Consider the following 22,473-nt stretch of genomic DNA (forward strand, 5'->3'; position numbering starts at 1 on the left):
GTCACGCGTGGGCGAGCAGCATCGTCGCGCCCAGCCCGGTCATCGTCACGGCGATCACGACGTCCAGCACCCGCCAGGCGACGGGCTTGGCGAACACCCCGGCGAGCCGTTTGGCGCCGAACCCGAGCGCACTGAACCAGACGGCGCTGGCGACCCCGGCACCGAGGCCGAACAGCCACCGCCCATCACCGTGGGCGACGGCGACCGACCCGAGCAGCAGGACGGTGTCGAGGTAGACGTGCGGGTTGAGCCAGGTGAAGGCCACACAAGCGAGAACGGCCTTCCGCAGCGGCGTCCGTTCCGCACCGACGGTCATGACGGACGGCCGGAAGGCTCGCCGCGCGGCCAAGACGCCGTAGCCGACCAGGAACAGCCCGCCCCCGACGGCGATGACGCCGATGGCCGTGGGCCACTGCTTCAGCACCGCCCCGACCCCGCTGACCCCCAGCCCGATGAGCACCAGATCGGAGACGGCGCAGATGACGACGAGCGGAGCGACGGTGCCCCCGCGCAGGCCCTGCTGCAACAGGAAGGCGTTCTGCGATCCGATGGCGACGATGAGCGAAAGGCCGGTACCGAACCCGGCGACGAGGAGCGTGACCACGTTCCTCACGGTATGACCGTCCTGTTGGATTACTCCAGCTAAAGATTCTTACGTAACATTAGCGCTCGTGATGTCCGATTTGCCACTGGACCAGGTCAGGACGCTGCTGGCCGTGGCCTGACTCGGCTCAAGATCGCTGATCTTGGGCAGGGTGCTGGCTGTCAAGCTGCGGTTTCGTCGTGTGAACGGCGAAAATCTGCGCACTAAGCGGCCGGTTCCAGGGGTCCGCCCATCGCTTCCCGGTTACGGCTTCAGCGACAAGCCGGCCGCGCCGGGGGGGGGGATCGAGCGGACATCCGACGCGTGGTGCGAGCTGATGGCCCGGCTCGGCTATCGGCGGTTCGGCGCCCAGGGCACCGGCATCGCCACGAGCATCGGTCAACGGCAACCCGATCGGGTCGCCGGCATCCATCTCATGCCGCCGCTCGCACCGCCCGATCCGGCCACGTTGGACGACCTCACCGGTGCCGAGCGGGCGGCGCTCGCGACACTGCGGGAGGCGGACGAATGGGGCTCCGGATACTCGGCGCAGCAGTCGACCCGGCCGCAGACGGTCGGCTACGGGCCGGTCGACCCGCCGGCCGCCCTCTGCGCCTGGATCGTCGAGAAGTTCTGGTCGTGGACCGACTCCGGTGGCGACCTGCATCGGGTTATTACCCGGGATGAGCTGCTCGACAACCTGATGCTCTACTCGCTGCCGGCCACCGGTGCCTCATCCGCCCGGCTGTACTGGGAAAGCCTCCGGCAGGTCAACGAATGGATCTCCGGGTCGGCCGGCGCGCCGGTGACCGTACCCACCGGCTGTTCGGTCTTCCCCAAGGAGCTGCAGCGCCCGTCTCGGCGGTGGGCGGAGCGCCGGTTCCCGAACATCCGGTACTGGAACGAGCCCGGCAAGGGCGGCCACTTCGCGGCGTTCGAGCAGCCGGCGTTGTTCGTCGACGAGGTCCGGTCATTCTTCCGGCTGGTCCGCTGATGGTCACCCGGACTCGGTAAGCGGCTGGCTAAAGATCAACAAGTGCCCATCGGGTGTCCGTACGTTGAAGTCGCGCATCCCGTAGGGCCGGTCAGCCGGTGGCTCGACGATGTCGGCGCCGCGGGCGCGCAGCTCGTCGTGGCAGGAATCGACGTCGTCGACGATAACCGTCACCCTGGCCGGGCCGACGCTGCTTTCGGCGTACAGGTGGAACTCGGCGGTGTCGCGGATCACGGCCGCGTAGCTAGGTGGGGTCTCCCAGGTGAATATGGTGTCGAATCCGAGCGCGTCCGTGAAGTACGACCGCGCTGCCTGCACATCTCGGCACGGCAGCACGGGAATTGCCACCCGCATGACCATTCCGTCACCTTACCCGACTTTGGCTCAAGATCGCTGATCTTGGTAGGTGCTGGCTGTTGAGCTGCGGTTTCGTCGTGTGAACGGCGAAAATCTGCGCATTAAGCGGCCGGTTCCAGGCCGTCTCTCGGGCGTATGTGCGCACGGTGAAGACGGCGTCGCGGGCCAGGGCGGTGCAGATCGTGCACTCCTCGCGTCGCGGGTCGCGGGACATCGACCACATCGGCTCGGCGCATGACGATGCGGCGTCGGAGGCGCTCAAGGCGGTGGCGAGGCAGCGTCCGGCTGTGGGGCAGCCCGAGCTCGGCTTTGGCCCGGACTTCGCGGCGTTGCAGGCCGGCAGTGGTACTGGTGGACGGATCGTCGAGCCGACCAGCAAGCTGGACAGTCTGCGGGTGGTCGAGGAAACAGGTTTCGACCCGAGACCGATGCCGGGGACGGGTTCCGTGAGCCCGGGTTCTCCAAAGAACGCCGCCTGGAGCCGCAGATCACGATCGGGCTGCTCACCGACGCAAGCGGGTTTCCGTTGATGGTTAACGCATTCGAGGGCAACCGGGGCGAGACCACCACGATGCTGCCGACCATCCGTGCGTTCATGGATGCCCACCAGCTGGCTGATGTCACGGTCGTGGCCGACGCTGGCATGATCTCTGCGGCCAACCAGTACCGGGCGGACCGGGCTCGGCGCACCCTGCACGGCATCGACGAACAGGTCGCCAAGGCCGAGCAGGCCGCCGCCGGCAAGACCGCGGTCAAACGCAACCGGTCGTCAGCAGGTGGATCGAGCAGACCACCGGCTGGTCGATCAAGAAGTTCGTGCGCACCACCCGCCGCTACCGCACCATCAACATCCACGACCGCGGTGCGCACTAATTTGAGTCAAGTCAGGAGGAGCGTGACCACGCTCTTCACGGTATGACCGTCCTGCTGAATTACTCCAGCTAAAGATTCTTACGTAACATTAGCGCTCGTGATGTCCGATTTGCCGCTGGACCAGGTCAGAACGCTGCTGGCCGTGGTGGACGAGCAGAGTTTCGACGCCGCGGCGGCGGTGCTGCACGTGACGCCGTCGGCGGTCAGCCAGCGCATCAAGGCGCTGGAGCAGCGCACCGGCCGCGTCCTCCTCCTGCGCACCAAGCCGATCCGCCTGACCGCATCCGGCCAGGTCCTGGTCCGCTTCGCCCGTTCGCTGGCCCAGCTGGAGCGGGACGCGCTGTCCGAACTGGGCCTCGGCTCATCCGCCCGCACGATGACGATCGCCGTGAACGCGGATTCCCTGGCGACGTGGTTCCTCCCGGCCCTGGCCGGAGTACCGGAAGACCTCGCACTCGCCTTCGACCTCCAACGCGAGGACCAGGACCACACGGCGGCCCTCCTGCGCGAGGGCCTGGTGATGGCCGCGGTCACGGCCTCCCCGCAACCGGTCCAGGGCTGCACCTCCCACCGCCTGGGCCGCATGCGCTACCGGGCGATGGCCTCCCCGGCGTTCGTCACCCGCTGGCTGTCCGGCGAGCCCCTGCCTTCCGCGCTCCCCGCGGCCCCGGTGATCGTGTTCGACCGCAAGGACGACCTCCAGGACCGCTTCCTGCGCGGCCTGACCCGCCGCCGCACGTTCACCATGACCCGCCACCACATCCCGGCCTCGGAGTCGTTCGTGGACGCAGTAGCAGCCGGCCTGGGCTGGGGAATGGTCCCGGAACTCCAAGCGGTCACCCGCGGAGACGCCTTGGTGGATTTGGCCCCGGAGAAGCCGCTGGACGTCCCGCTGCACTGGCAGCAGTGGAAACTGGACAGCCCAGCCCTGGCCGCCGTCGCCGAAGCCGTTGCCAAGGGTGCGAAACAGTCTCTGCGCTGAGCACGTTCGGTGCCAGGCGGTCACGGCCGGCCGGCCGTGACCCAGGCGTGCAGGGACCGCAGGCGGTCACGGATCGGGGCAGGAAGCCGTTTGCCGGCCAGGGTGTCGGTCAACAGCGCGGCGGCATCGGCTCGGTGTCCGCATTTCACCAGGCTGGCGGCCGCGAGTACGCCCTGATCGACAGCCTCACCGTGGCGACGGAGAACGTCCTGCCAGACCCTGATCGCCGGGACCAGCAAGCCGGCTTTCGCGAATTCGTCCGCGACCTTCATGCGCTGTTCTGCCCTGACGTCGCGCGTCAGCACCTCCGTCAAGATGCTTTCCGCCTCGGCTGCACCGCCGATCTCGATCCACGGCTCGACCCACCCCGCCGGCCCGATATTTCCGAAGCTGTTGTCGAAACCGCCCTTCACCACACGGATCGCCTCAGTTTTCAGGCCCACTCCATTCAGGGCACGGGCGAAGCGGCGCTGCCCGTATTCCGGTAATTCCGCGCCCTGGTCGACCGCGGCGGTGAGCAGTTCAGTCACCAGGTCGGAGTGCTCGTTGCCGTCGAGCTCGACAGCGAGATCGATCCAGCTGCTCACGGCCGCCTCCGCCCGCACCTTGGCGATGAGTTCGTCACCGAGCGCCTGATGGCCGGATGAACGGAGGGAGATGGCCGCGCTCACCCAGGAATCGGGCCCACGGTTGACGCTGGTTTCATAGACGAACCGGGCATCCTCCTCGTCTGCCCCGTCGAGCAGGACACGGCAAGCGTTGTCGTAATCCGCGTATCCGAACGAGCCGTCGGTGAGTGTGAGCCGCGCCGTTTCGCGGACCATCGGATGGCTCTTCTCATGAAAAAACGGCGAAACGGCCTTGATCAGCCGGTGCGCCCTCTGACGCGGCAGCTTTTCCACGTGCTTCAGCAGACTGGCCACGTCGTTGCAGGCGTTGAACACTCCGGCGGCCACCATCAGTTCGACCTCTCCGGCGTGCGGATTGGTGAGGGCTCGGCCGGCAAGGTCGAGCGCGGCCGCCGAATGCAGTTTCGCCTGCAACGCCACGGCGGCTTCCACCAGGTGACGGATCGACCGTCCGGCCGCGGCGCCGACGACCTCGGCGACCGCGTCCGGCCGTCCCACCGAAAGCACCGCGTTCACCGCGTCCCGGAACTCCGCGACACGGGGATCGGCCGAAGCAAAGGCTCGGCGAGCGGCCCACAGTGCTTCGTCGTGGCAGCCTGCCCGAGCGGCGAGATCGGCCAGCACCCCCCAGCTCGCGGCACCCTCGTCCCAGGAGTCCGCCAAGCGGCTGTCATTCTCGGTGTACTGGAAATCGGCACCCCCGACGTCAGCACCGGCCCGCAGATTGCCGACCAGCTCGCGGACCATCTTCGCGGCCGATGCCGTACGGTCGATCTCCAGGAGCAGCGAGATCAGCGCCATGGTGAGCACACGGTCTTGTTCGTTCGTCGCGGCGATCCGGGCAACCACGTCGTCGACGCGCCGAGCACCGTCCGGCATTACGTCCCGCAGCACCTCGACACCGCGTCTGACGCCGGCCAGACCGGCGTGCCGGACAAAGCCTTCGAGCCAGTCGGCCGCGGCCTGCGCATCGGTGAGGCGGCCGAGCACGGCGGCAGCTTCGATCCGGGTGGCCTCGGCCAGATCGGCGCCGTCCCGCAGCGCGCGCAGGCGGTCGAGACCATGAGACCCCAGCATCTGAGGCATCAGCAAGCGCAGGACCTCGCCGACCGATTCCACTTCGTCCCATGGATCGTCACGCACGCCTTGGCAGACCAGGAGATCCAGGAGCCGGTCGACGACCGCCGCGGTGAGCTCGTCGTCGACGTCGATCCCCTCGCCGACGAGCCGCCCGGCGAGCAGTACTCGCTCGCCGGTGCCTTGCAGGAGCGACTGCAGGACGCGTCCGACATCGTGGTTCTCGCGTCCCCACAGCACAAAGGTGAAAAGCGCGAAGACGCGTTTCGTGCCGCTCAGCCCGCGTTCGATCCACTCCTCGAGATCGGGGAAATCAGCCGGGATCTCTCCCGCCCGGGACCGGGCGGCCAGGAACTCGGCGAAGGAGTGGTGCCGGAACTCCAGATCGCCCTCGCGGGGCGCGAAAACACCGGTTGCGGTCAAGATCGCGCGGAGGTCGTTCTGCCACCCGTCCGGCAGGTCGGCGCGCCGGTCGGTCACCCACTGCGTAGCGGCTTCGATCAGCGGCGACTCGGTCTCGAGTCGGTGGACGGCAAGGTGTTCGACGATGTCGACGCGCTGGCCCTGCAGCCAGTCCAGCAAGGCCAGCCGGGCCGGGTGATCACGGGCCCCGCGTCGCAACTCGGCGAAGGTGTCGCGACGGCTCGCTCCGTCGTCCAGCAGATAGGCCATGAAGCGGCCGTAGAGGTCGATTCTGCCGTTCGGAAGGGGCCGGCCCGGCTCGAGCGTGTAGGTGATCGCGGCGATGGTGGCCTGAAGGGGGTTCCGGACGAGTTCGCGCAGCCGGCTGTCCCGGATCTGCCGCACGAACTCGGCGGCCTGCTTCGCCTGCTCGATCGGCTCGAGCGGGTTCTGGTCCCGGAACCAGACACGGGCGAACTCTTCGAGGTCGACCGGGCTGAACGGCTGGATCTGGAAGGCGTCGATGTCGGCGTGCTCGAGCGGCAGCAGTTCGTTGTGGGGCAGCGGCCGGGTGGTGATGACCAGCCGGTGATCCATGCTTCGCCGGCTACGGTCGGCGAGGGCCGCGATCACCTGGGCGCGGGTCTGTGGTTCGACGATTTCGTCCAGGCCGTCGATGAACACGAGCCAGCGAGCCCCCAGCGCCCGGTGCGCCAGCAGCTCGGGCCGGGGCTTTTCGTCCAGTCGCTGCCCCAGCACGGCCTGCAGCCCGGACGCCAGCAGTTCACCCCAAGCCGCGTTCTCGGCCAGCGCACGCGCGGGAATCCGCACCGGGAGCATCGGCTCGTCGATCGGGGGCCCACCTCGGTCGGTGCCGAGCCAGTACCTCGAGATCTGCTGCACGTACATGTAGCCGACGGTCGACTTTCCCGCTCCGGGCTCGCCGGTGATCAGGAGGTGCCCGCCACGGTTGAGCGCCTCGGTCATGGTGAGGGTGCGCTCGCCCACCTCACCGGTCCGGCGCTCGGCATCCGCTGATCCCCGTTCGGACTCGGACGACCGGTCGGTGGCCTGCGCTCGCATCGTCTGCTGCACGTAGACGTCGACGAGGTCCGGCTGCCGGACGCCGAGCAGCGTGTAGGGCAACGATTCGGTCGCACCCTGCTGTGCGGTCAGGAGATCCCGGAGCTGGGGCGTCAGCTCCGACCGATCGTCCCAGGACGTCAGCGGCGGCGGTGGTGGCGTCTCGCCGCTCAGGTGGATGTCCAGCCGCCCGATGCTCCCCGCCTGCACCACCGGCCCGGAAAAAGTGCCGTCCTTGATTTCGTTCCGGTGTTCGGCCATCACTGGCTCAGAAGCGGGAACGCGGGGCTCGGCGCAGGCATGCGGTCAAACCTAGCGGCGCACCGGCGCGGATTCCAGGTCGCTCAGCCGGGGAAGTCGCCCACGCCGTGTTCCACGAGGTCGAAAGCCTCGTCGACGACCGCCGCTTGTTCGCGGCGGACCACCTCCGCGTCGTCCCCCGCGGCGATCCGGGCTATCGCGTGCGCGAAAATCGTCGTGATCGCCGTTGTCAGCAGGCCTGCCACCAGCCGGGAGCGGAACGCCTCGCCCGATTCCTCCGTCAGCACCTCGGCGAACGCCGCCGCGATCTCGCGTTCCTGCTCGTACCAGCGGGCCGTCAGCGCCGGGCTCGAGGTCAGCACCCACCAGAAGCCCGGTCCGCCCGCGATGGCTCCGGACAGGGGGTTGCCCGACTCCAGCAAGGCGTGCTGGTCGCGGCGCAACGCCTCGCACGGGGACATCCCGGGAGGCCGTGTGCGGATCACCGCCGTCAGCCGCGCCAGGCGCTCCGCGTGGCGGTCGAGGAACAGGTCCTCCTTGCGCGGGAAGTAGTTGAACACCGTCATCTTGGACACGCCCGCCGCCTCCGCGATCTCCGCCACCGTCACCTCCTCGAAGCCTCGTTCGATGAAGAGGCCCGTGGCCACGTTCGAGATCAGCAGGCGGGTTGCCTGCTTCTTCCGCTCGCGCAGTCCGTGATCCGCCATGAACCGAGAGTATAGACCGAGCCAAAAGTTTGACTCGGTAAAAGTTTCGCGGCATCATCGGGGCCATGAACAGGGATGTGGTGATCTCCGGGGGCGGACCGGTCGGCTTGATGCTGGCCTGCGAACTGCGGCTGGCGGGCGTGGACGTGCTCGTCGTCGAACGGCTGCCCGAGCCGGACCAGACGATCAAGGCCGGGTCGGTCAACCTGACCACGGCCGAAGCCTTCTACCGGCGCGGGCTGCTGCCCGCCATGGACGAGGTCGTCCAGCAGAACTTCGCGCAGATCCAGAAGTTCCTCGAGTCGCGCGGGGCGGGCGGGCCGAAGGGCGCGATGCCGGTCGGGCACTTCGCGGGGATCATGGTCTCCTCCACCGGTGTCGACTTCGAAGATCCCGATTTCCGGGACGTCGGGCCCGCGGCGCGGGTGGTCGTCATCCAGCAGCAGGCCATCGAGGCGATCCTGGCCGGACGGGCCGCCGAACTGGGGGTCGAGATCCGGCGGGGCGCCGAGCTCACCGGGTTCGACGCCGACGACGGCGGCGTGACCGTGCACCTCGGCGACGGCGGATCCGTGCGCGCCGGCTGGCTCGTCGGGGCCGACGGCGGGCGGAGCCGGGTCCGCAAGCTCGCGGGCTTCGAGTTCCCCGGGACCGACCCCGCCATCACCGGGCGGCAGGCGGTGGCCGAACTCACCGGCGCGGAAGTGCTGCCCGGCGGCTGGCAGCACGGCGACGGCGGCCTCTACGTCTACGGGCCGACGCCCGGCCGGTTCCTCACCGTCGAGTTCGACGGGCCGCCCGCGGACCGGGACGCGCCGATCACCGCGCAGGAGCTCGAAGACAGCTTCCGGCGTGTCTCCGGCGCGGACGTCCGGGTGACGAAGGTCCACAGCGCGACGCGCTTCACCGACAACGCGCGCCAGGCGAGCACCTACCGCCAGGGCCGCGTGCTCCTGGCCGGCGACGCGGCGCACGTCCACTCACCCTTCGGCGGCCAGGGCCTCAACCTCGGCATCGGTGACGCCGTCAACCTGGGCTGGAAGCTCGCCGCGACGATCCACGGCTGGGCACCCGAAGGCCTGCTCGACAGCTACACGACCGAGCGTCACCCGATCGGCGAGTGGGTGCTCGAATGGACCCGGGCGCAGGTCGCGCTGATGCGCAGCGACGTCCGGACGAAGGCGCTGCGCCGGGTCGTCGACGACCTGCTGCACACCGGCGACGGCGCGACCTACCTGGCGAAGAAGCTTTCCGGCGTGCTGCACCGGTACCCGATCGAGGGCGAGCACGACCTCACCGGCCGGGCGGCTCCCGACTTCGCCTTCGCCGACGGCACCCGCCTGGGCGAGCACCTCCACGACGGCCGGGCACTCCTGCTGGACCTGGCCGAGAACACCGAGCTCGCCGAGACGGCGGCGGGCTGGGCCGGACGCGTGAAGGTGCTGACGGCGAAGTGCGTGAGCGACACGGCGCCGACGGGCGTGCTCGTGCGCCCCGACGGTCACATCGCCTGGGCCCGCGACGACGGTTCCGCCGACGGCCTGGAAGGCGCGCTGCGCCGGTGGTTCGGCGAACCCGCGTGACGCGCTGGGCGCGCCGGGCTTCCGGCGCGCCCTACAGCCGTGCGGCGAGCGTCGTCGCCAAGCGGGTGTAGACGTCGCTGCGGTGCTTGACCACGTACGCGATCGCGAGCCGGTTCTGGCCCTGGCTGCGCTTGCCGGTGATCACCATCTCCACGTCGTCGGTGCCGGTGCGGTCGCAGAAGTACGCGCCTTCGCCGGCTCCGGAGACCGCGGTGGCCGGTCCGCTGCAGTCCTTTTTGTAGTTCTCCAACGCCTTCGCCGGCCGGTACGAGTCGGCGGCGGCGATGATCCACAGGTCGAGCAGCCAGGGGTGCACGTACTTCCCCTCGTACCGGCACTGGAATTCGGTGCCCTCGACGTACGTCCGGTCGGGCGGCTGTTCCGTCGCCATCAGGTCTTCGCTGGTCTGCAGGAGCTCCTGCAGCTCCGCCGGGCCGAGGAACGGACACGCGGCCGTGATCTTCGCGGGCGACGCCGGAGGCGTGAACGGCGGCGGCTTCGCCGAACTGGTGGCGGGTTTCGCCGTGGTCGGCGAAGCCGCGACCGGCGTGACGACGGCGGGGGACGCCACCCCGGCCACGAGCGTCGAGCAACCGGCGAGGCAGACCCCCGCCACGACTACCGCGAACGCGCCCCCGAATCTCCCCATCCCGCCAATCTAACCCGATTTCTCCGCTGCCAGCTGCACCGCGACGTCGATGATCATGTCCTCCTGGCCGCCGACCAGCGCGAGTTCGCCGCAGCGGCGCAGGATCGCCTGCGCCGGGACGCCGTAGCGCTCCGCCGCCCGCTCCGCGTGGAGGAGGAAACTCGAATACACCCCGGCCCAGCCCTGGACGATCGCGTTGCGGTCCATCTTCGGCCAGCGGTGCAGGTACGGGCGGACGACCTCCTCGGCCGCGTCCAGCAACGCGCCGACGTCGAGGCCCGTGTCGATCTCCAGGCGGTCGAACACCGCCGCCAGGACCTCCGTCGGGGAGTTGCCCGCACCCGCGCCGAGCGCGCACAGCGACCCGTCGATGTACCGGACGCCGGCCTCGTACGCCAGGACCGAGTTCGCGACGCCGAGCGACAGGTTCTGGTGCCCGTGATAGCCGACCCACGCCGTGTCGCCGACCTCCGCGACCAGCGCTTCGAAGCGGGCGCGGGCCTCGTGCATCAGCAGCGCCCCCGCCGAGTCCGTCACGTACGCCGCCTGGCAGCCCGCGTCCACCATGATCCGCGCCTGCTTCGCCAGGTCCTCCGGCGGTGTCCGGTGCGCCATCATCAGGAACCCGGCCGTCTCCATCCCGAGCTCACGCGCCAGGCCGAAGTGCTGCGGCGAGACGTCGGCCTCGGTGCAGTGCGTCGCCACGCGGACCATCTCCGCGCCCGCGTCGAACGCGCGCTGCAGGTCCTCCGCCGTGCCGATGCCCGGGACGAGCAGCACGGCGATCTTCGCCTGCTTCGCCTCTTCGCGCGCCGCCGCGATCAGCCGGAGCTCGTCGACGGCGGAGAAGCCGTAGGTGAACGACGAACCGCCGAGGCCGTCGCCGTGGGTCACCTCGATCACCTCGACCCCCGCGCGGTCGAGGGCGCGCACCGTGTCCCGCACCTGCTGCTCGGTGAAGCGGTGGGCCATCGCGTGGCTGCCGTCGCGCAGGGTCGTGTCGACGATCCGGACGTCGTGGCGCAATTCCGGCCGAGCGGTGACATTCGATTCGTTCGCCGGCTCACTCATGCGGAAACCTCCTGCTTCGCGCGCGCCATCAGCTCGCCGACGCGGGCGGCCGCGGCCGTCATGATGTCCAGGTTCCCGGCGTACTCGGGCAGGTAGTCGCCGTTGCCGCGGACCTCGAGGAAGATGCCGACCCGCGCGTTCCCGTCCCAGTCTTCGCGCGCGTCGTCGAACTGCGGATCCGCCCGCAGCGTGTAACCGGGCACGTACGTCTGCACTTCGGCCACCATTTCGTGAATCGACGCGGTGACGGCGTCGCGGTCGGCGTCGAGGCCGATCGCGCAGAACACCGTGTCCCGCATGATCATCGGCGGCTCGACCGGGTTCAGGATGATGATCGCCTTGCCCCGCCCGGCGCCGCCGATCTCGGCCACCGCCTGCGACGTCGTCCGCGTGAACTCGTCGATGTTCGCCCGCGTCCCCGGGCCGGCTCCGCGCGAAGCCACCGACGCGACGATCTCCGCGTACGGCACCGGTGTCACCCGCGAAACCGCGTACACCATGGGGATCGTGGCCTGTCCCCCGCAGGTGATCATCGAGACGTTCGGGGCGTCCAGGTGCGCACCGAGGTTCACCGGCGGGCACACCATCGGGCCGAGGTGCGCCGGGGTCAGGTCGATCGCCTGGATGCCGGCTTCTTCGTACCGCGGGGCGTTCGCGGCGTGCGCCTTCGCCGACGTCGCCTCGAACACCAGCTCCGGCAGGGGATCCTGGCGCAGCAGCCAGTCGACGCCCTCGGCCGACGCCGCGATCCCCTGCGCCCGGGCGCGTTCGAGACCGTCCGACTCGACCACCCCGACCACGTAACCGACTTCGAGCACGTCACTGCGCCGCAGCTTCGCCAGCAAATCGGTACCGATGTTGCCGGGGCCGACGATCGCCGCCATCACGGGAGCCATGCCCCGACCGTCGCACCGCGCCGTCTCCTCGGGACAGCCTGGCGTTCCGGCCAGCGGAACGTCAGCTGCGCGGTTCGACGACGCTGCGGGCCAGGCCGGCGGTGCGGCGTGCGCCCTGGATCACCGCCGCGGCCAGGAGGGCGGCCACTCCCCCGCACGTCATGACGGCCGGGACCGACACGGCGTCGACGACGAACCCGCCGGCCAGCGCTCCGGCCGAGATCGTGGCCTGGAAGGACGCTGTGAACAGCACGGTGGCCGCCTCGGGGGCATCGGGCGCTTCGCGCGCGAACCAGGCCTGGGAGCAGACCGGCACGGCGCCGTAGGCCACGCCCCAGACCACGAGGGTCACCAGCGCACCGGCCGGCCCGGTGTGGGGCAGGACGAAGACCGACGCCGCGATCAGGACCGCCGCGACGGCGAAGCCCGCCCGGTGCCGCCCGGCCAGGAAGGTGCCCGCGATCCCGGCGACGCCGTACCCGAGCAGGTAGGCGCTGAGCATCTCCGGCCGGACGACGTCCCGCAGCAGCGGGGTGACGTAGGTGTAGGTGCCGAAGTGGGCCAGGACGACGAGGAACGTCACCAGGAGTCCACTTCGGACACGGCGACGCCGTAGAAGTCCACTCAGGACACTCAGGCGCGTGACCTGCACCGCCGGCAACGACGGCGTCACGAGCAGGAGCGCGGCGGCGGTCCCGAAACTCAGCAGGCCCAGCAGGAGGAACGCCGTCCGCCAGCCCGCGAGCTGCCCGACGAGGGTGCCGAGCGGCACGCCCAGCACCGAGCCGAGGGGCACGGCCGCGAAGGTCACCGCGGTCGCCCGCGCGGCGGCCGCCTTCCCGGCGAGCCGGGGCGCCAGGCCGGCTCCGATCGACCAGAAGCCACCGATCACCACGCCGACGAGGAACCGGGCGAGCAGCAGCACCCAGAACGCGGGCGCGGCGGCGGCCAGCACACCGGCCACCGCGAGCAGCACCAGCAGGCCGGCCAGCATCGGCCGCCGGTCGAGCCGGCCGGTCGCGACGGTGACCACCGGCGCGGCCACCGCGGCGGTGAAACCGGGCACGGTCATCGTCCAGCCGGCGGTGCCGTCCGGGACACCGAACGCCGTCGCGATCGGCGTCAGCAGCCCGATCGGCAGGATTTCGGTGGTGACGATGAGGAAAATGCCGGTGGTGACCGCGAAAACGGCGGACCATCGGGGCGGGGAGGCGTTCATGGTGCCCCAGTGAACCGGGGGCGGAGCGCGCGGGCTGGCAGGTTTGCGACAGCTCCGTCGCCGCGCGGGGTCACGTCGGATTCCCGCCGGTTTGATCGACTCCGGATCGGGGCAGTTCCCGAAAAGCAACCCGATCGAGGAGGTTTCGATGGCCGAACGGCGTTGGCACATCATCCCGACCACGGCTTCGCTGTGCTGGTTGTACCTGGGCGTGGGGGCGGTCCTTCTCGTCTCCAGCATCCTCACCCTGACCGGCACGAACGGCCGGGCGCCGGTGCTCACCGTGATCGCCGCCGTGGCGGCGGTGGCGCTGATGGCGATTTCCGTGGTCGGCCTGGCCCGCCCGAAGCTCCGCGGCCGCTGAGCCGGCCCCGGCCGGGTCCCGCGGCGGCGGCGGGGCCCGGCCGGAAGTTCCTACAGTTCCCGGTGATCCGCGTGGTCCACCCGCGCTTCCGGCACCGGGCGGCCGTCGCTCACCCGGAAGTCGTCGACCCCGTCGAGGACGAACGTCGGCGTTCCCGCCACCTGGTCCGCGCGGCCGTGGTGGACGTCGGCGTCGGCGACGTCCCGCAGCACGTACGCCGGACGCGTGTCCGGCCTGCCGAACCGCACGTCCACGTTGTCCCAGCTGATCCCGCGCGCGTGCCGGACGAAGAAGCCGTACGCGGGCAGCGTGCCGAACATCGACGGCTCCGGGTAAGCGGTTTCCAGCTCCGGCGGGTCCGGTACCGCGTCGCCCGGGGTCAGGCCGCCCGCCAGGTGGTGGCGGATGTTGCTCAGCTTGACGTCCTCGATCGGGTGGCCCGGGATGCCGGCCAGGCACGACGGGTACCGCGGGTCCGCGTCGACCGTCGTGACGTCGCTGATGCTCACCCGCCGCAGGAACCCGACCGGGATGCCCGCCGGGCCACGCATCCGCGCGCCGAGCCGGAGGAACAGCGGCATCTGGACGTTGCGCATGGTCAGGTTGCTGATCGTGACGTCCTCCAGCCACCCGCCGTCGACCGTCTCCAGCGCCAGGCCGCGGCAGTGCTCGAAGACCACGTTCGAGATCGCGATGTTGCGGAACCCGCCGTTGGACTCGGTCCCGAACTTGACGCGGCCGGTGCGGCCGTAGGACGACGCTGTCTTGTACGTGCCGCCGACGAGGGTGCCGAGGTCGTAGCCGCTGACGAAACAGTTGTCGATGGTGACGTTTTCGGTGTCGCGCACCTGGTTCAGCGCGTAGGTGCTCTTCAGCACGATGGCGTCGTCGTTCGGCGAGTTCACCGTGGTGTTGGCGATCCGGACGTTCTTGCAGCAGTCGATGTTGATGCCGTCGCGGTTGGTGTCGATCACCAGCCCGTCGATGCGGAAGTTGTCGACGCCGGTGGGCAGGATGCCGAAGTGCCCGCCGTTGACGATGGTGATGTCGCGGATCGCGACGTTGCGGCACAGCTTGAGCGCGATCGCCTTGTTCCCGTTGAGCGGCGCGGATTCCGCGCTGCCACCGGCGACCAGGCCCTGGCCGTCGATCTTGCCGGGCCCCTCGATGGTGACGTTCTCCAGGTTCTCGCCCCAGATCAGGCTGTTGTGCCAGTGGCTGTGCCCGAAGTCCTGGTACGGGTTGCCCGCGCCCGGCTCGGCGGGGTCGTACCCGCGGCCGCCGGCCGGGGCGGCGGCCAGGATCGTCGCGTTCGCCCCGAGGTACAGCGCGATGTTGCTCTTCAGGTGGATCGAATAGCTCGCGTACGTCCCGGCCGGGAAGTACACGGTTCCGCCGCGGACCGCGGCCGCGTCGATCGCGCGGTTGATCGCGGCGGTGTCGATCGTGTGCCCGTCGCCCTTCGCGCCGAACTTCATGACGTCGAAGAAGCTGCCCGGCGCGCCGGACAGTTCCTCGGCGCCGGCGGCCGGAGGTCCGGCCCATGGCAGGGCGGCACCCGCCGCACCCGCGGCTCCCCAGGCGACGACACGGCGGCGGCTCAACGCTCTTCCCACTCCAGCTCCCTACTTCGCAACGGCGAAGGCACGTCAAGGTGCCTCCGACGGCGGATCGGGAATGCGTCTTCAGCTAAGGGCAAATGATCGGATGAGTCAAGCCGTGCGCGGGCGCATGATCAACGCGGCGACGGAGTACACGCACGGGTGCTCGCCACGGTTGGCGTAGGAATGCCCGACGTCGGCGGGAAAGTACACCGAATCGCCCGCCGTCAGGACGTAGCCGGCGTCGCCGACGCCGAGGCACAGCTCCCCCGACTCGACGGCGACGAACTCGTGGGAACCCGGGGCGTACGCCGGGAACCCGCCCGCGTCGCAGCCCGGCGGGAGGGTGGTGCGGATCCACTCGAAGTTGACGCCGGGGACGACCGGCGTCAGGACCGTGCGGTGCCAGCCGCCGGGTTCGGCGACGTGGTCCTGCTCCGCCGCGCGGCGGACGATCACGCGGTCGTTCTCCAGGCCGGCCAGCAGCCGGGAGACCGACAGCCCGAGCCCGTCGGCGATCCGGGACAGCACCACGACCGTCGGCGTCTTCTCGCCGCGCTCGATGGCCGACAGCATGCTCACGCTGACGCCTGCCTGCCGGGCCAAAGCCGTCAGCGCGAGGCCGCGGTCGGCGCGCAGCTCGTGCAGACGGCGGCCGAGCGCCCCCGGATCGATCATTCCTCTATAATAGCGGCTATGTCCACTATAGCGGAAGCGACGGAGGCCGACGCCGAAGGCATCGCGGCCGTCTTCGCGCCGTACGTCACCGATTCCGTCGTCACGTTCGAAACCACGCCCCCGACCGCGGAGCAGTGGCGCGCGAAGATCCGCGACCGCAGCTGGCCCTTCCTCGTCCTCGCCGAAGAAGGCGAGATCCTCGGCTACGCCCTGGCGACGCCGTGGCGGCCGAAGCCGGCGTACCGCTACTCGGTGGAGACGACGATTTACCTCGCCGCTGCGGCCTCAGGCCGCGGCCACGGACGCCGGCTGCTCGACGAGCTGCTGAAGCGGTGCCGAGAAGCCGGGGCGCGGCAGGCGATCGCGGTCGTCGTCGACTCCGGCAACCCGGCGTCGCGGAACCTGCACCGCGCGGCGGGATTCACCGACGCCGGCGTGCTGCGCCGCGTCGGCTTCAAGCACGGCCGCTGGCTCGACACCCTGCTGCTGCAGCGCGAGCTGGGCTAACGGGACTTCGCCCGCAGGTGCAGCCGCTCCCCCTGCTTGCCGAACAGGCTGAGGATCTCCGCCGGACGGCCGCCGACCGCGCCGAACCAGTGCGGGAGCCGCGTGTCGAACTCCGCCGCCTCGCCCGGGCCCAGCGTCATGTCCCGGTCGGCGAGGATCAGCCGCAGCCGGCCCGACAGGACGTACAGCCACTCGTACCCCTCGTGGACCTGCGGGTCGGGCTCGCCGGTCTCCGGCTCGAGGATCATCTTGAACGCCTGCGGCGCACCCGGCTGGCGGGTCAGCGGCAGTACGGTCATCGTCGCGCCGTTGTGGCGCGGGATGCGCCGCGCGGTGAGGCGGACCCGCGGGTCGCCGACCTCGGGCGCACCCACCAGCTCGTCCAGCGGCACCTGGTGGGCCTGGGCGATCGGCAGCAGCAGCTCCAGGCTGGGCTTGCGCTGGCCGGACTCCAGCCGGGACAGCGTGCTCTTCGAAATGCCCGTCGCCGCCGACAGGTCGGCCAGCGTGACCCGCCGCTGCGTGCGGACCCGCTTGAGCCGGGGGCCGACCTCGGCCAGGGCCTGGGTGATCGCGTCCGTCATGCTCCCCAGGAAACCGCCTTGTCCCGGAAACGGCAACATTAGTTGTCGGATTCGCGAGGCCGCAGCCATGGTGGCGGCATGACCGACAACAACAGCTTCGACGTACTGGTGGTGGGTGGCGGCGCCGCGGGACTCAGCGCCGCCCTGATGCTGGGCCGGGCGCGGCGGCGCGTCGCGGTGGTGGACGCCCGTGCCCCGCGCAACGCGCCGGCGGCCCACATGCACGGCTTCCTCTCCCGCGACGGCCTGCCGCCGTCCGAACTCCTGGAAATCGGCCGCGAAGAACTCCGCGGCTACGGCGTGGAACTCCTCGAAGACCGGGTGACGCGGCTGGTGCCGGGCTTCACCGCCGAGCTGGCGGGCGGCCGCGTGCTGACCGCCCGGCGCGTCCTGGTCGCCACCGGGGTCCACGACGACCTGCCGGACCTGCCCGGCCTGCGGGAAAGCTGGGGCACCGACGCCGTCACCTGCCCCTACTGCCACGGCTACGAGGTGCGCGACCAGCCCCTCGGCGTCCTCGGCACCAACGCCGACAGCGTCGAACACGCCCTGCTGGTCCGCCAGTGGTCGCCGGACGTCGTCTACTTCGCGCACACCACCGAGGTGTCCGAAGAGGACCGGGAACGGCTGGACGCGCGCGGGATCCGGGTGGTCGACGGGGTGGTGACCGCCCTCCGGCGCGAAGGCGGCCGCCTCACCGGCGTCGAGCTCGGGGGCCGGTTCGTGCCGCGGACGGCGCTGTTCCTCCGCACCCGGACCGTCCCGCACGACGAGCTCCTGAGGGATCTCGGCTACGTCGAGGGCGAAGTCGACCCGTCCGGGAAGACGAGCGTGCCGGGGGTGTGGGCCGCCGGGAACGTCGCCGACGCGCGGGCGACCGTGATCATCGCCGCGGCCCAGGGCGCGGCCGCCGCCGGGGCGCTGAACCACGACCTCGTCGCCGAGGACACCCGGCACGCGGTCGCCGCGCTCGGCGGCTTCTCCCCCGCCGCGGAACGCGCGGCGGCCGGGGCGCGCTGACCTCCTGGCGTCCGGCGCCCCCGCGTGCCACGCTTCGCGGATGCGCCCGACGCTCTACGAATTCGCCGGCGGCGACCCCGCGTTCCGCGCGCTGGCCGCCGCCCACCACGGGCGCTGCCTGTCCGACCCGGAGCTGAACCACCCGTTCTCGAAACTCGATCAGCACCCGCAGCACGTCGACCGGCTCGCCTGGTACTGGGCCGAGGTGCTGGGCGGGCCGCCGCGGTTCTCCACCGAGTGCAGCGACCACTCGGCGGTGCTGCGGATGCACGCCGGCAACGGCGACATGAGCGACCTCGGCCGCCGGTTCGTCGCCTGCTTCGTCCAGGCCGCCGACGACGCCGGGCTGCCGGCCGATCCGGAGTTCCGCGCCGCCCTGCGGGCCTACATGGAGTGGGCGGTGGCGGAAGTGCTGACCTACCCGGGACCGCCGGCCGGGGTGCCCGCCGGGCTGGCCGTGCCGCGCTGGTCGTGGAACGGGTTGCAGCCGCTGTAACGACCGGGGCGGTCCCCGCGTCTTGCAGGCGACGACCGGCTGTGGAGGTCCGTCGCCAGAGCCGGTCCGGGCGGGTTCCCCCCACTCGCCCGGGCCGGCTCGTCCACGAGGTCCGATCTCCGCGAGCGCCGGCGCGGCGGGCCGGGCCAGACTGGCTGCCATGCTCCTCGACCGTTTCCTCCTCGCCTCCCGGGGCTTCGAACACCATCTCCGCGCGGTGCCGCCGGACGGGTGGCACGCGCCGACGCCGTGCCCCGAATGGGACGTCCGGGCCCTGGTCAACCACATGACCCGCGGCAACCTCAACTACGTCGGCCTGCTGCGCGGGGCCACCCGGGAAGAATTCCTCGCGTTGCGCGAGGAAGACGCGCTCGGGGACGACCCCGTCGCCGCGTTCACCGGCTCGGTCCGGGCCTGCGCGGCCGCCTTCGCCGGGGAAGGCGCGCTGGACCGCGTCATCGACTACCCGCTCGGCAAGCTCACCGGACGGCGGGCCTTGGCCGTGCGCACCACGGACAGCACCGTGCACACCTGGGACCTCGCCCGCGCCCTCGGCGCCGACGAGACCCTCGACCCGGGCCTGGTCGCGTGGATCGACGAGGACTACGACGCGATCTTCGCGGGACTGGCCCTGAACTCGCGGGTCTTCGCCGGCCCGCCACCCGTGGCGCCCGGCGCGTCCCGCCAGGACCGGCTGCTCACGCGGTTCGGCCGCGACCCGCGCCGAGGCGGCCGACCAGCTCGGTGAGCGCGTCGCCCAGCGGCCGGTCGACCCGCACCGAGGCGTAGCGGTCCCCGCGGGTTTCGCCGCGGTTGACGATCACCACCGGCTTGCCCGCGCCGGCCGCGTGGCGGACGAACCGGAGCCCGGACATCACCGTCAGGGAGGAGCCCAGCACGAGCAGCGCCGCGGCCGCGTCGACCAGCCGGTAGCACTGCTCGACCCGCGGCCGGGGCACGTTTTCGCCGAAGAAGACGACGTCCGGTTTGAGGACGCCGCCGCACGCCTCGCACGGCACCGTCCGGAAGCCGCGCACGACGTCGGCGGGCAGCTCGGCGTCGCCGTCCGGGTTGAGGCGGGTGGCCGCGCCGGCGAAACCGGGATTGGCCGCCCGCAGCCGCCGGTCCAGCTCCGCGCGCGGGCCGGTGCGGCGGCAGTCCAGGCAGATCACCCGGTCCAGGCTGCCGTGCAGCTCGACGGCGTCCGCGGTGCCCGCCGCCTGGTGGAGGCCGTCGACGTTCTGCGTGATGACGCCGGACACGTACCCGCCGTCGCGCAGGGCGGTCACCGCGCGGTGGCCGTCGTTGGGGTCGGCGCGGGCGATCGTGCGCCAGCCGAGGTGACTGCGCGCCCAGTACCGCTGCCGCCCTTCGGCGCTGGAGACGAACTCGTCGTAGGTCATCGGCGTGTGCCGGCGCAGGCTGCCGCTTTCGCCGCGGTAGTCGGGGATCCCGGACTCGGTGGACAGCCCGGCCCCGCTGAGCACGGCCACCCCGCCGCGCGCGACGACGCTGGTCAGCTCGTCGAGGCTGGACGTCCGCGGCAGCGGCGCGTCCGCCGACGTCCAGGACAGGGTGGGCCGGGTTCGCACCAGGCCAGGGTACGTGGCCATCCAGGTGACAGTGCGCGTTGACCGTGTCACATCCCGTTCCCGGGTCCGCCGATCTGCGGTACACCGGAAGTTCTGCTGTCGAGCTGCGGGCTGGGATGCGATGGCCGACGAACCGGAGCACGGGCACGGCCCGGGATCGGTGCGGAACGAGGTGCCCGGCACCGTGGCGGGTTCCGTGGTGCAGGCGGGCTCGATCCGGCAGCTGGTGCTCGCCGCGCCCCGGGAACAGCTGCCGGTACCGCGGCTGCTGCCCCCAGCGGTCCGGGACTTCGCCGGCCGCGACGACCAGCTCGCCCGGCTCGACGAGCTCCTGCCCGGCGAAACGCGGGCGGCCGCGACGGTGATCTCGGCGGTCGACGGCACCGCCGGCGTCGGGAAGACGACACTGGCCGTCCAGTGGGCGCACCGGGTGGAACACCACTTCCCCGACGGCACGCTGTTCGCCGACCTGCGGGGCTACGGCCCGAGCGCGCCGGTGCACCCGAGCTCGGTGCTCACGTCGTTCCTGCGCGTCCTGGGCATCGAGGAGGACCGCCTCCCCGCCGCGCTGGACGCCCAGGTGAGCCTGTACCGCTCCCTGCTCGCCGGCCGCCGGGTGCTCGTCCTGCTGGACAACGCCGGCAGCGCGGAGCAGGTCCGCCCGCTGCTGCCGGGCGCCGCCGGCTGCCTGGTGCTGGTGACCAGCCGGGCCAGCCTGACCGGGCTGCTCGTCGCCGAAGCCGCCAGCCAGCTCACCCTCGACCTGTTCAGCCAGGAAGAAGCCCATGTCCTGCTCCGGCGGGTCCTCGGGAGCGCGCGGGTCGCCGCCGAACCGGAAGCCGTCGCGGCGCTCGTCGAGGTGTGCGCCCGGCTGCCGCTGGCGTTGCGGATCGCCGCCACCCGGATCGCCACCCGGCGCCACACCAGCGTCGCCGAGATCGTCGCGGACATCGCCGCCGACCAGAGCGGGCTGGACGTGTTGAGCAGCAGCAGGGACGGAGGCAGCGCCGTGCGGACCGTGTTCGACTGGTCGTACACCGGGCTGGCCGGCGAGCAGGCCCGCCTGTTCCGCCGGCTGGGCCTGCACCCCGGCCCCGAATTCGGGGTGCCCGCCGCCGCGGCGGTGGCCGGGGTCGACGGCACCACGGCGTACCGGCAGCTCGAAGCCCTGGCCGAGGTGCACCTCGTCGAGGCCGTCGGCGGCCGGCGCTACCGGCTCCACGACCTGCTGCACGCCTACGCCGCCCACCGGGCCGAGCTGGACGACGACCCGGAGCACCGCCGGGCCGCCCGGGACCGCCTGTTCTCCTGGTACGCCCGGACCGCCCGGGCCGCGGACCGCCTGGTCTTCCCCGGGCTGGAGGCCCCCGCCGTCGAGCTGCCGGCGTCCGGTCCCAAAGTCCCGATGGCCGACCGGTCCGCGGCGCTGGCGTGGCTGACCACCGAGCAGGCGAACCTGACGGCGGTGCTGCGTGCGGCCGCCGGGCACCACGCCCATGCGGCCGCGGTGGTCCTGGCCGGTACCGCGAGGTTCCTCGGTCTCCGGGAGCAGGCTTCGTGGTCCGTGCGCTTCGAGGCCGAATCGCTGGGGCTCGCGGCCGCGAGAGCGGCCGGGAACCGGGCCGCCGAGGCTTTGCTGCTCGGGTTCCGCGGCGACACCCTCGCCGACCTGGGCCGCTGGGACGCGGCCGAGGCGGACTTCCGCCGTCAGCTGGAGCTGGCGGACGAGCTCGGCGACCCGGCCCGGCAGCAGGTGGCGTTGTCCGGCCTGGGCCAGGTCAGGTTCCTGCAGGAGCGCTACGCCGAGGCGCGCGAGTTCTACCTGCGGGCCCTGCCGCGGGCGGGCGGCGGACGTCGCGAAGCGGTCATCGAGTGCAACCTCAGCCGGATCAGCGTCCGGCTGGGAGAGTTCGAGCAAGCGCGCGAACACGCCGAACGGGAACTCGTCCTGCGCCGCGAGGCCGCCGACCACGTCGGCGAGGCGTATGCCCTGTGCGACGTGGCCGTGGCGCTGCAGGGCCTGGGCGCCCACGACACCGCCATCGAGTACGCCGGCCAGGCGGCCGCGCTGTACCGGACGCTCGCCGGCACCGAGACGCTCCTCGCCGAGGCTCTCGAGACGGCGGCGATCTCCCTCGAGCAGTCCGGAGACCGGGCGCGGGCGGCACGCTCGCTGGCGGAGGCCGCCGCGCTGCTCGAAAATCTGGACGCCGAACGGGCCGGGGCACTGCACCGCCGGGCGCGCGAACTCGGGGCCGGGTGAGG

Annotated in this window: 22 protein-coding genes and 1 pseudogene; 11 read left to right on the forward strand and 12 right to left on the reverse strand. The window is 71.4% G+C overall.

Going from position 1 to position 22,473, the window contains the following annotated elements; genetic code table 11:
• Position 1: 1 nt before the first annotated feature.
• A complete protein-coding gene (locus tag AB0J55_RS14155; RefSeq protein ID WP_364247651.1) occupies positions 2-604 on the reverse strand; it encodes a LysE/ArgO family amino acid transporter in 603 nt (200 codons plus the stop codon).
• A gap of 151 nt (positions 605-755) precedes the next feature.
• Here AB0J55_RS14155 and AB0J55_RS14160 point away from each other — a divergent pair, with 151 nt between their 5' ends.
• Positions 756-1,577, forward strand: coding sequence for an alpha/beta hydrolase (locus AB0J55_RS14160; protein ID WP_364247654.1), 822 nt, complete (start codon positions 756-758; stop codon positions 1,575-1,577).
• A gap of 3 nt (positions 1,578-1,580) precedes the next feature.
• Here the strand turns inward: AB0J55_RS14160 and AB0J55_RS14165 are convergent, their stop codons facing one another.
• A complete protein-coding gene (locus AB0J55_RS14165) occupies positions 1,581-1,937 on the reverse strand; it encodes a VOC family protein (RefSeq protein WP_364247657.1) in 357 nt (118 codons plus the stop codon).
• Between the two features lie 143 nt (positions 1,938-2,080).
• Here AB0J55_RS14165 and AB0J55_RS14170 point away from each other — a divergent pair, with 143 nt between their 5' ends.
• The 3 genes and pseudogenes from AB0J55_RS14170 (at position 2,081) to AB0J55_RS14180 (ending at position 3,789) form a co-directional block, all read left to right on the forward strand.
• Positions 2,081-2,464: a hypothetical protein gene (locus AB0J55_RS14170; protein WP_364248201.1), complete on the forward strand. Its 384-nt coding sequence runs from the start codon at positions 2,081-2,083 to the stop codon at positions 2,462-2,464.
• A pseudogene (locus AB0J55_RS14175) lies at positions 2,356-2,700 on the forward strand (IS1634 family transposase); the annotation flags it as partial. The gene AB0J55_RS14170 and the pseudogene AB0J55_RS14175, both read left to right, overlap by 109 nt.
• 204 nt (positions 2,701-2,904) lie before the next feature.
• Positions 2,905-3,789 (forward strand): LysR family transcriptional regulator ArgP, encoded by an 885-nt coding sequence (locus AB0J55_RS14180; protein WP_364247660.1) that lies wholly within the window; start codon positions 2,905-2,907, stop codon positions 3,787-3,789.
• Between the two features lie 20 nt (positions 3,790-3,809).
• Here the strand turns inward: AB0J55_RS14180 and AB0J55_RS14185 are convergent, their stop codons facing one another.
• A complete protein-coding gene (locus tag AB0J55_RS14185; RefSeq protein WP_364247662.1) occupies positions 3,810-7,241 on the reverse strand; it encodes a hypothetical protein in 3,432 nt (1,143 codons plus the stop codon).
• An 83-nt stretch (positions 7,242-7,324) separates the two neighbouring features.
• Complete coding sequence (locus AB0J55_RS14190) at positions 7,325-7,948, reverse strand: TetR family transcriptional regulator (RefSeq protein WP_364247665.1); 624 nt, start codon at positions 7,946-7,948, stop codon at positions 7,325-7,327.
• 65 nt (positions 7,949-8,013) lie between these two features.
• Between AB0J55_RS14190 and AB0J55_RS14195 the strand changes: the two genes are divergently transcribed.
• Positions 8,014-9,531 carry an FAD-dependent monooxygenase gene (locus tag AB0J55_RS14195; RefSeq protein WP_364247668.1) on the forward strand — a complete coding sequence of 506 codons (1,518 nt, stop codon included), beginning with the start codon at positions 8,014-8,016 and terminating at the stop codon, positions 9,529-9,531.
• Positions 9,532-9,562: 31 nt separating this feature from the next.
• Here the strand turns inward: AB0J55_RS14195 and AB0J55_RS14200 are convergent, their stop codons facing one another.
• The 4 genes from AB0J55_RS14200 to AB0J55_RS14215 form a co-directional block, all read right to left on the reverse strand.
• The gene (locus AB0J55_RS14200) at positions 9,563-10,180 is read right to left on the reverse strand and encodes a hypothetical protein (protein WP_364247670.1); all 618 of its coding nucleotides are present in this window, start codon (positions 10,178-10,180) and stop codon (positions 9,563-9,565) included.
• Between the two features lie 9 nt (positions 10,181-10,189).
• A complete protein-coding gene (gene dmpG / locus AB0J55_RS14205; RefSeq protein WP_364247673.1) occupies positions 10,190-11,251 on the reverse strand; it encodes a 4-hydroxy-2-oxovalerate aldolase in 1,062 nt (353 codons plus the stop codon).
• A complete protein-coding gene (locus tag AB0J55_RS14210) occupies positions 11,248-12,147 on the reverse strand; it encodes an acetaldehyde dehydrogenase (acetylating) (protein WP_364247676.1) in 900 nt (299 codons plus the stop codon). The genes dmpG and AB0J55_RS14210 overlap by 4 nt, the downstream gene beginning before the upstream one ends.
• A 61-nt stretch (positions 12,148-12,208) precedes the next feature.
• Positions 12,209-13,366, reverse strand: a complete 1,158-nt coding sequence (locus tag AB0J55_RS14215; protein WP_364247679.1) for an MFS transporter — start codon at positions 13,364-13,366, stop codon at positions 12,209-12,211.
• Positions 13,367-13,514: 148 nt separating this feature from the next.
• Between AB0J55_RS14215 and AB0J55_RS14220 the strand changes: the two genes are divergently transcribed.
• Entirely contained in the window at positions 13,515-13,730 is a 216-nt protein-coding gene (locus AB0J55_RS14220; protein WP_364247682.1) for a hypothetical protein, read from the forward strand.
• Positions 13,731-13,780: 50 nt separating this feature from the next.
• Here the strand turns inward: AB0J55_RS14220 and AB0J55_RS14225 are convergent, their stop codons facing one another.
• Together AB0J55_RS14225 and AB0J55_RS14230 are read right to left on the reverse strand one after the other, a co-directional pair.
• Positions 13,781-15,208, reverse strand: coding sequence for a glycoside hydrolase family 28 protein (locus tag AB0J55_RS14225; protein ID WP_364248187.1), 1,428 nt, complete (start codon positions 15,206-15,208; stop codon positions 13,781-13,783).
• 234 nt (positions 15,209-15,442) lie between these two features.
• Positions 15,443-16,009, reverse strand: a complete 567-nt coding sequence (locus tag AB0J55_RS14230; protein WP_364247685.1) for an XRE family transcriptional regulator — start codon at positions 16,007-16,009, stop codon at positions 15,443-15,445.
• 18 nt (positions 16,010-16,027) lie between these two features.
• Between AB0J55_RS14230 and AB0J55_RS14235 the strand changes: the two genes are divergently transcribed.
• Positions 16,028-16,516 carry an N-acetyltransferase family protein gene (locus AB0J55_RS14235; RefSeq protein WP_364247688.1) on the forward strand — a complete coding sequence of 163 codons (489 nt, stop codon included), beginning with the start codon at positions 16,028-16,030 and terminating at the stop codon, positions 16,514-16,516.
• On the opposite strand, the gene AB0J55_RS14240 is transcribed toward AB0J55_RS14235, so the two are convergent.
• A complete protein-coding gene (locus AB0J55_RS14240; RefSeq protein WP_191306572.1) occupies positions 16,513-17,100 on the reverse strand; it encodes an XRE family transcriptional regulator in 588 nt (195 codons plus the stop codon). The genes AB0J55_RS14235 and AB0J55_RS14240 overlap by 4 nt on opposite strands.
• Positions 17,101-17,178: 78 nt before the next feature.
• On the opposite strand from AB0J55_RS14240, the gene AB0J55_RS14245 reads away from it, so the two are divergent.
• The 3 genes from AB0J55_RS14245 (at position 17,179) to AB0J55_RS14255 (ending at position 19,364) form a co-directional block, all read left to right on the forward strand.
• Entirely contained in the window at positions 17,179-18,120 is a 942-nt protein-coding gene (locus tag AB0J55_RS14245; protein WP_364247691.1) for an NAD(P)/FAD-dependent oxidoreductase, read from the forward strand.
• A gap of 40 nt (positions 18,121-18,160) precedes the next feature.
• The gene (locus AB0J55_RS14250; RefSeq protein WP_364247694.1) at positions 18,161-18,616 is read left to right on the forward strand and encodes a group II truncated hemoglobin; all 456 of its coding nucleotides are present in this window, start codon (positions 18,161-18,163) and stop codon (positions 18,614-18,616) included.
• Between the two features lie 160 nt (positions 18,617-18,776).
• Positions 18,777-19,364: a TIGR03086 family metal-binding protein gene (locus AB0J55_RS14255; protein ID WP_364247696.1), complete on the forward strand. Its 588-nt coding sequence runs from the start codon at positions 18,777-18,779 to the stop codon at positions 19,362-19,364.
• Here the strand turns inward: AB0J55_RS14255 and AB0J55_RS14260 are convergent.
• A complete protein-coding gene (locus AB0J55_RS14260; protein ID WP_364247699.1) occupies positions 19,315-20,208 on the reverse strand; it encodes an NAD-dependent protein deacetylase in 894 nt (297 codons plus the stop codon). The genes AB0J55_RS14255 and AB0J55_RS14260 overlap by 50 nt on opposite strands.
• A 121-nt stretch (positions 20,209-20,329) precedes the next feature.
• Between AB0J55_RS14260 and AB0J55_RS14265 the strand changes: the two genes are divergently transcribed.
• Entirely contained in the window at positions 20,330-22,471 is a 2,142-nt protein-coding gene (locus AB0J55_RS14265) for a tetratricopeptide repeat protein (protein ID WP_364247702.1), read from the forward strand.
• The last annotated feature ends 2 nt before the right edge of the window (positions 22,472-22,473 follow it).

Origin of the sequence: Amycolatopsis sp. NPDC049688, from assembly GCF_040674975.1 — a bacterium.
Lineage (GTDB): Bacteria > Actinomycetota > Actinomycetes > Mycobacteriales > Pseudonocardiaceae > Amycolatopsis.

Bases quoted from the DNA above. Each gene is read 5' to 3' on its own strand.
- AB0J55_RS14165 (WP_364247657.1), bottom strand. From the start codon at position 1,937: ATGGTCATGCGGGTGGCAATTCCCGTGCTGCCGTGCCGAGATGTGCAG.
- AB0J55_RS14185 (WP_364247662.1), bottom strand. From the start codon at position 7,241: ATGGCCGAACACCGGAACGAAATCAAGGACGGCACTTTTTCCGGGCCG.
- AB0J55_RS14190 (WP_364247665.1), bottom strand. From the start codon at position 7,948: ATGGCGGATCACGGACTGCGCGAGCGGAAGAAGCAGGCAACCCGCCTG.
- AB0J55_RS14195 (WP_364247668.1), top strand. From the start codon at position 8,014: ATGAACAGGGATGTGGTGATCTCCGGGGGCGGACCGGTCGGCTTGATG.
- AB0J55_RS14200 (WP_364247670.1), bottom strand. From the start codon at position 10,180: ATGGGGAGATTCGGGGGCGCGTTCGCGGTAGTCGTGGCGGGGGTCTGC.
- dmpG (WP_364247673.1), bottom strand. From the start codon at position 11,251: ATGAGTGAGCCGGCGAACGAATCGAATGTCACCGCTCGGCCGGAATTG.
- AB0J55_RS14210 (WP_364247676.1), bottom strand. From the start codon at position 12,147: ATGGCTCCCGTGATGGCGGCGATCGTCGGCCCCGGCAACATCGGTACC.
- AB0J55_RS14215 (WP_364247679.1), bottom strand. From the start codon at position 13,366: ATGAACGCCTCCCCGCCCCGATGGTCCGCCGTTTTCGCGGTCACCACC.
- AB0J55_RS14220 (WP_364247682.1), top strand. From the start codon at position 13,515: ATGGCCGAACGGCGTTGGCACATCATCCCGACCACGGCTTCGCTGTGC.
- AB0J55_RS14225 (WP_364248187.1), bottom strand. From the start codon at position 15,208: ATGAAGTTCGGCGCGAAGGGCGACGGGCACACGATCGACACCGCCGCG.
- AB0J55_RS14230 (WP_364247685.1), bottom strand. From the start codon at position 16,009: ATGATCGATCCGGGGGCGCTCGGCCGCCGTCTGCACGAGCTGCGCGCC.
- AB0J55_RS14235 (WP_364247688.1), top strand. From the start codon at position 16,028: ATGTCCACTATAGCGGAAGCGACGGAGGCCGACGCCGAAGGCATCGCG.
- AB0J55_RS14240 (WP_191306572.1), bottom strand. From the start codon at position 17,100: ATGACGGACGCGATCACCCAGGCCCTGGCCGAGGTCGGCCCCCGGCTC.
- AB0J55_RS14245 (WP_364247691.1), top strand. From the start codon at position 17,179: ATGACCGACAACAACAGCTTCGACGTACTGGTGGTGGGTGGCGGCGCC.
- AB0J55_RS14250 (WP_364247694.1), top strand. From the start codon at position 18,161: ATGCGCCCGACGCTCTACGAATTCGCCGGCGGCGACCCCGCGTTCCGC.
- AB0J55_RS14255 (WP_364247696.1), top strand. From the start codon at position 18,777: ATGCTCCTCGACCGTTTCCTCCTCGCCTCCCGGGGCTTCGAACACCAT.
- AB0J55_RS14265 (WP_364247702.1), top strand. From the start codon at position 20,330: ATGGCCGACGAACCGGAGCACGGGCACGGCCCGGGATCGGTGCGGAAC.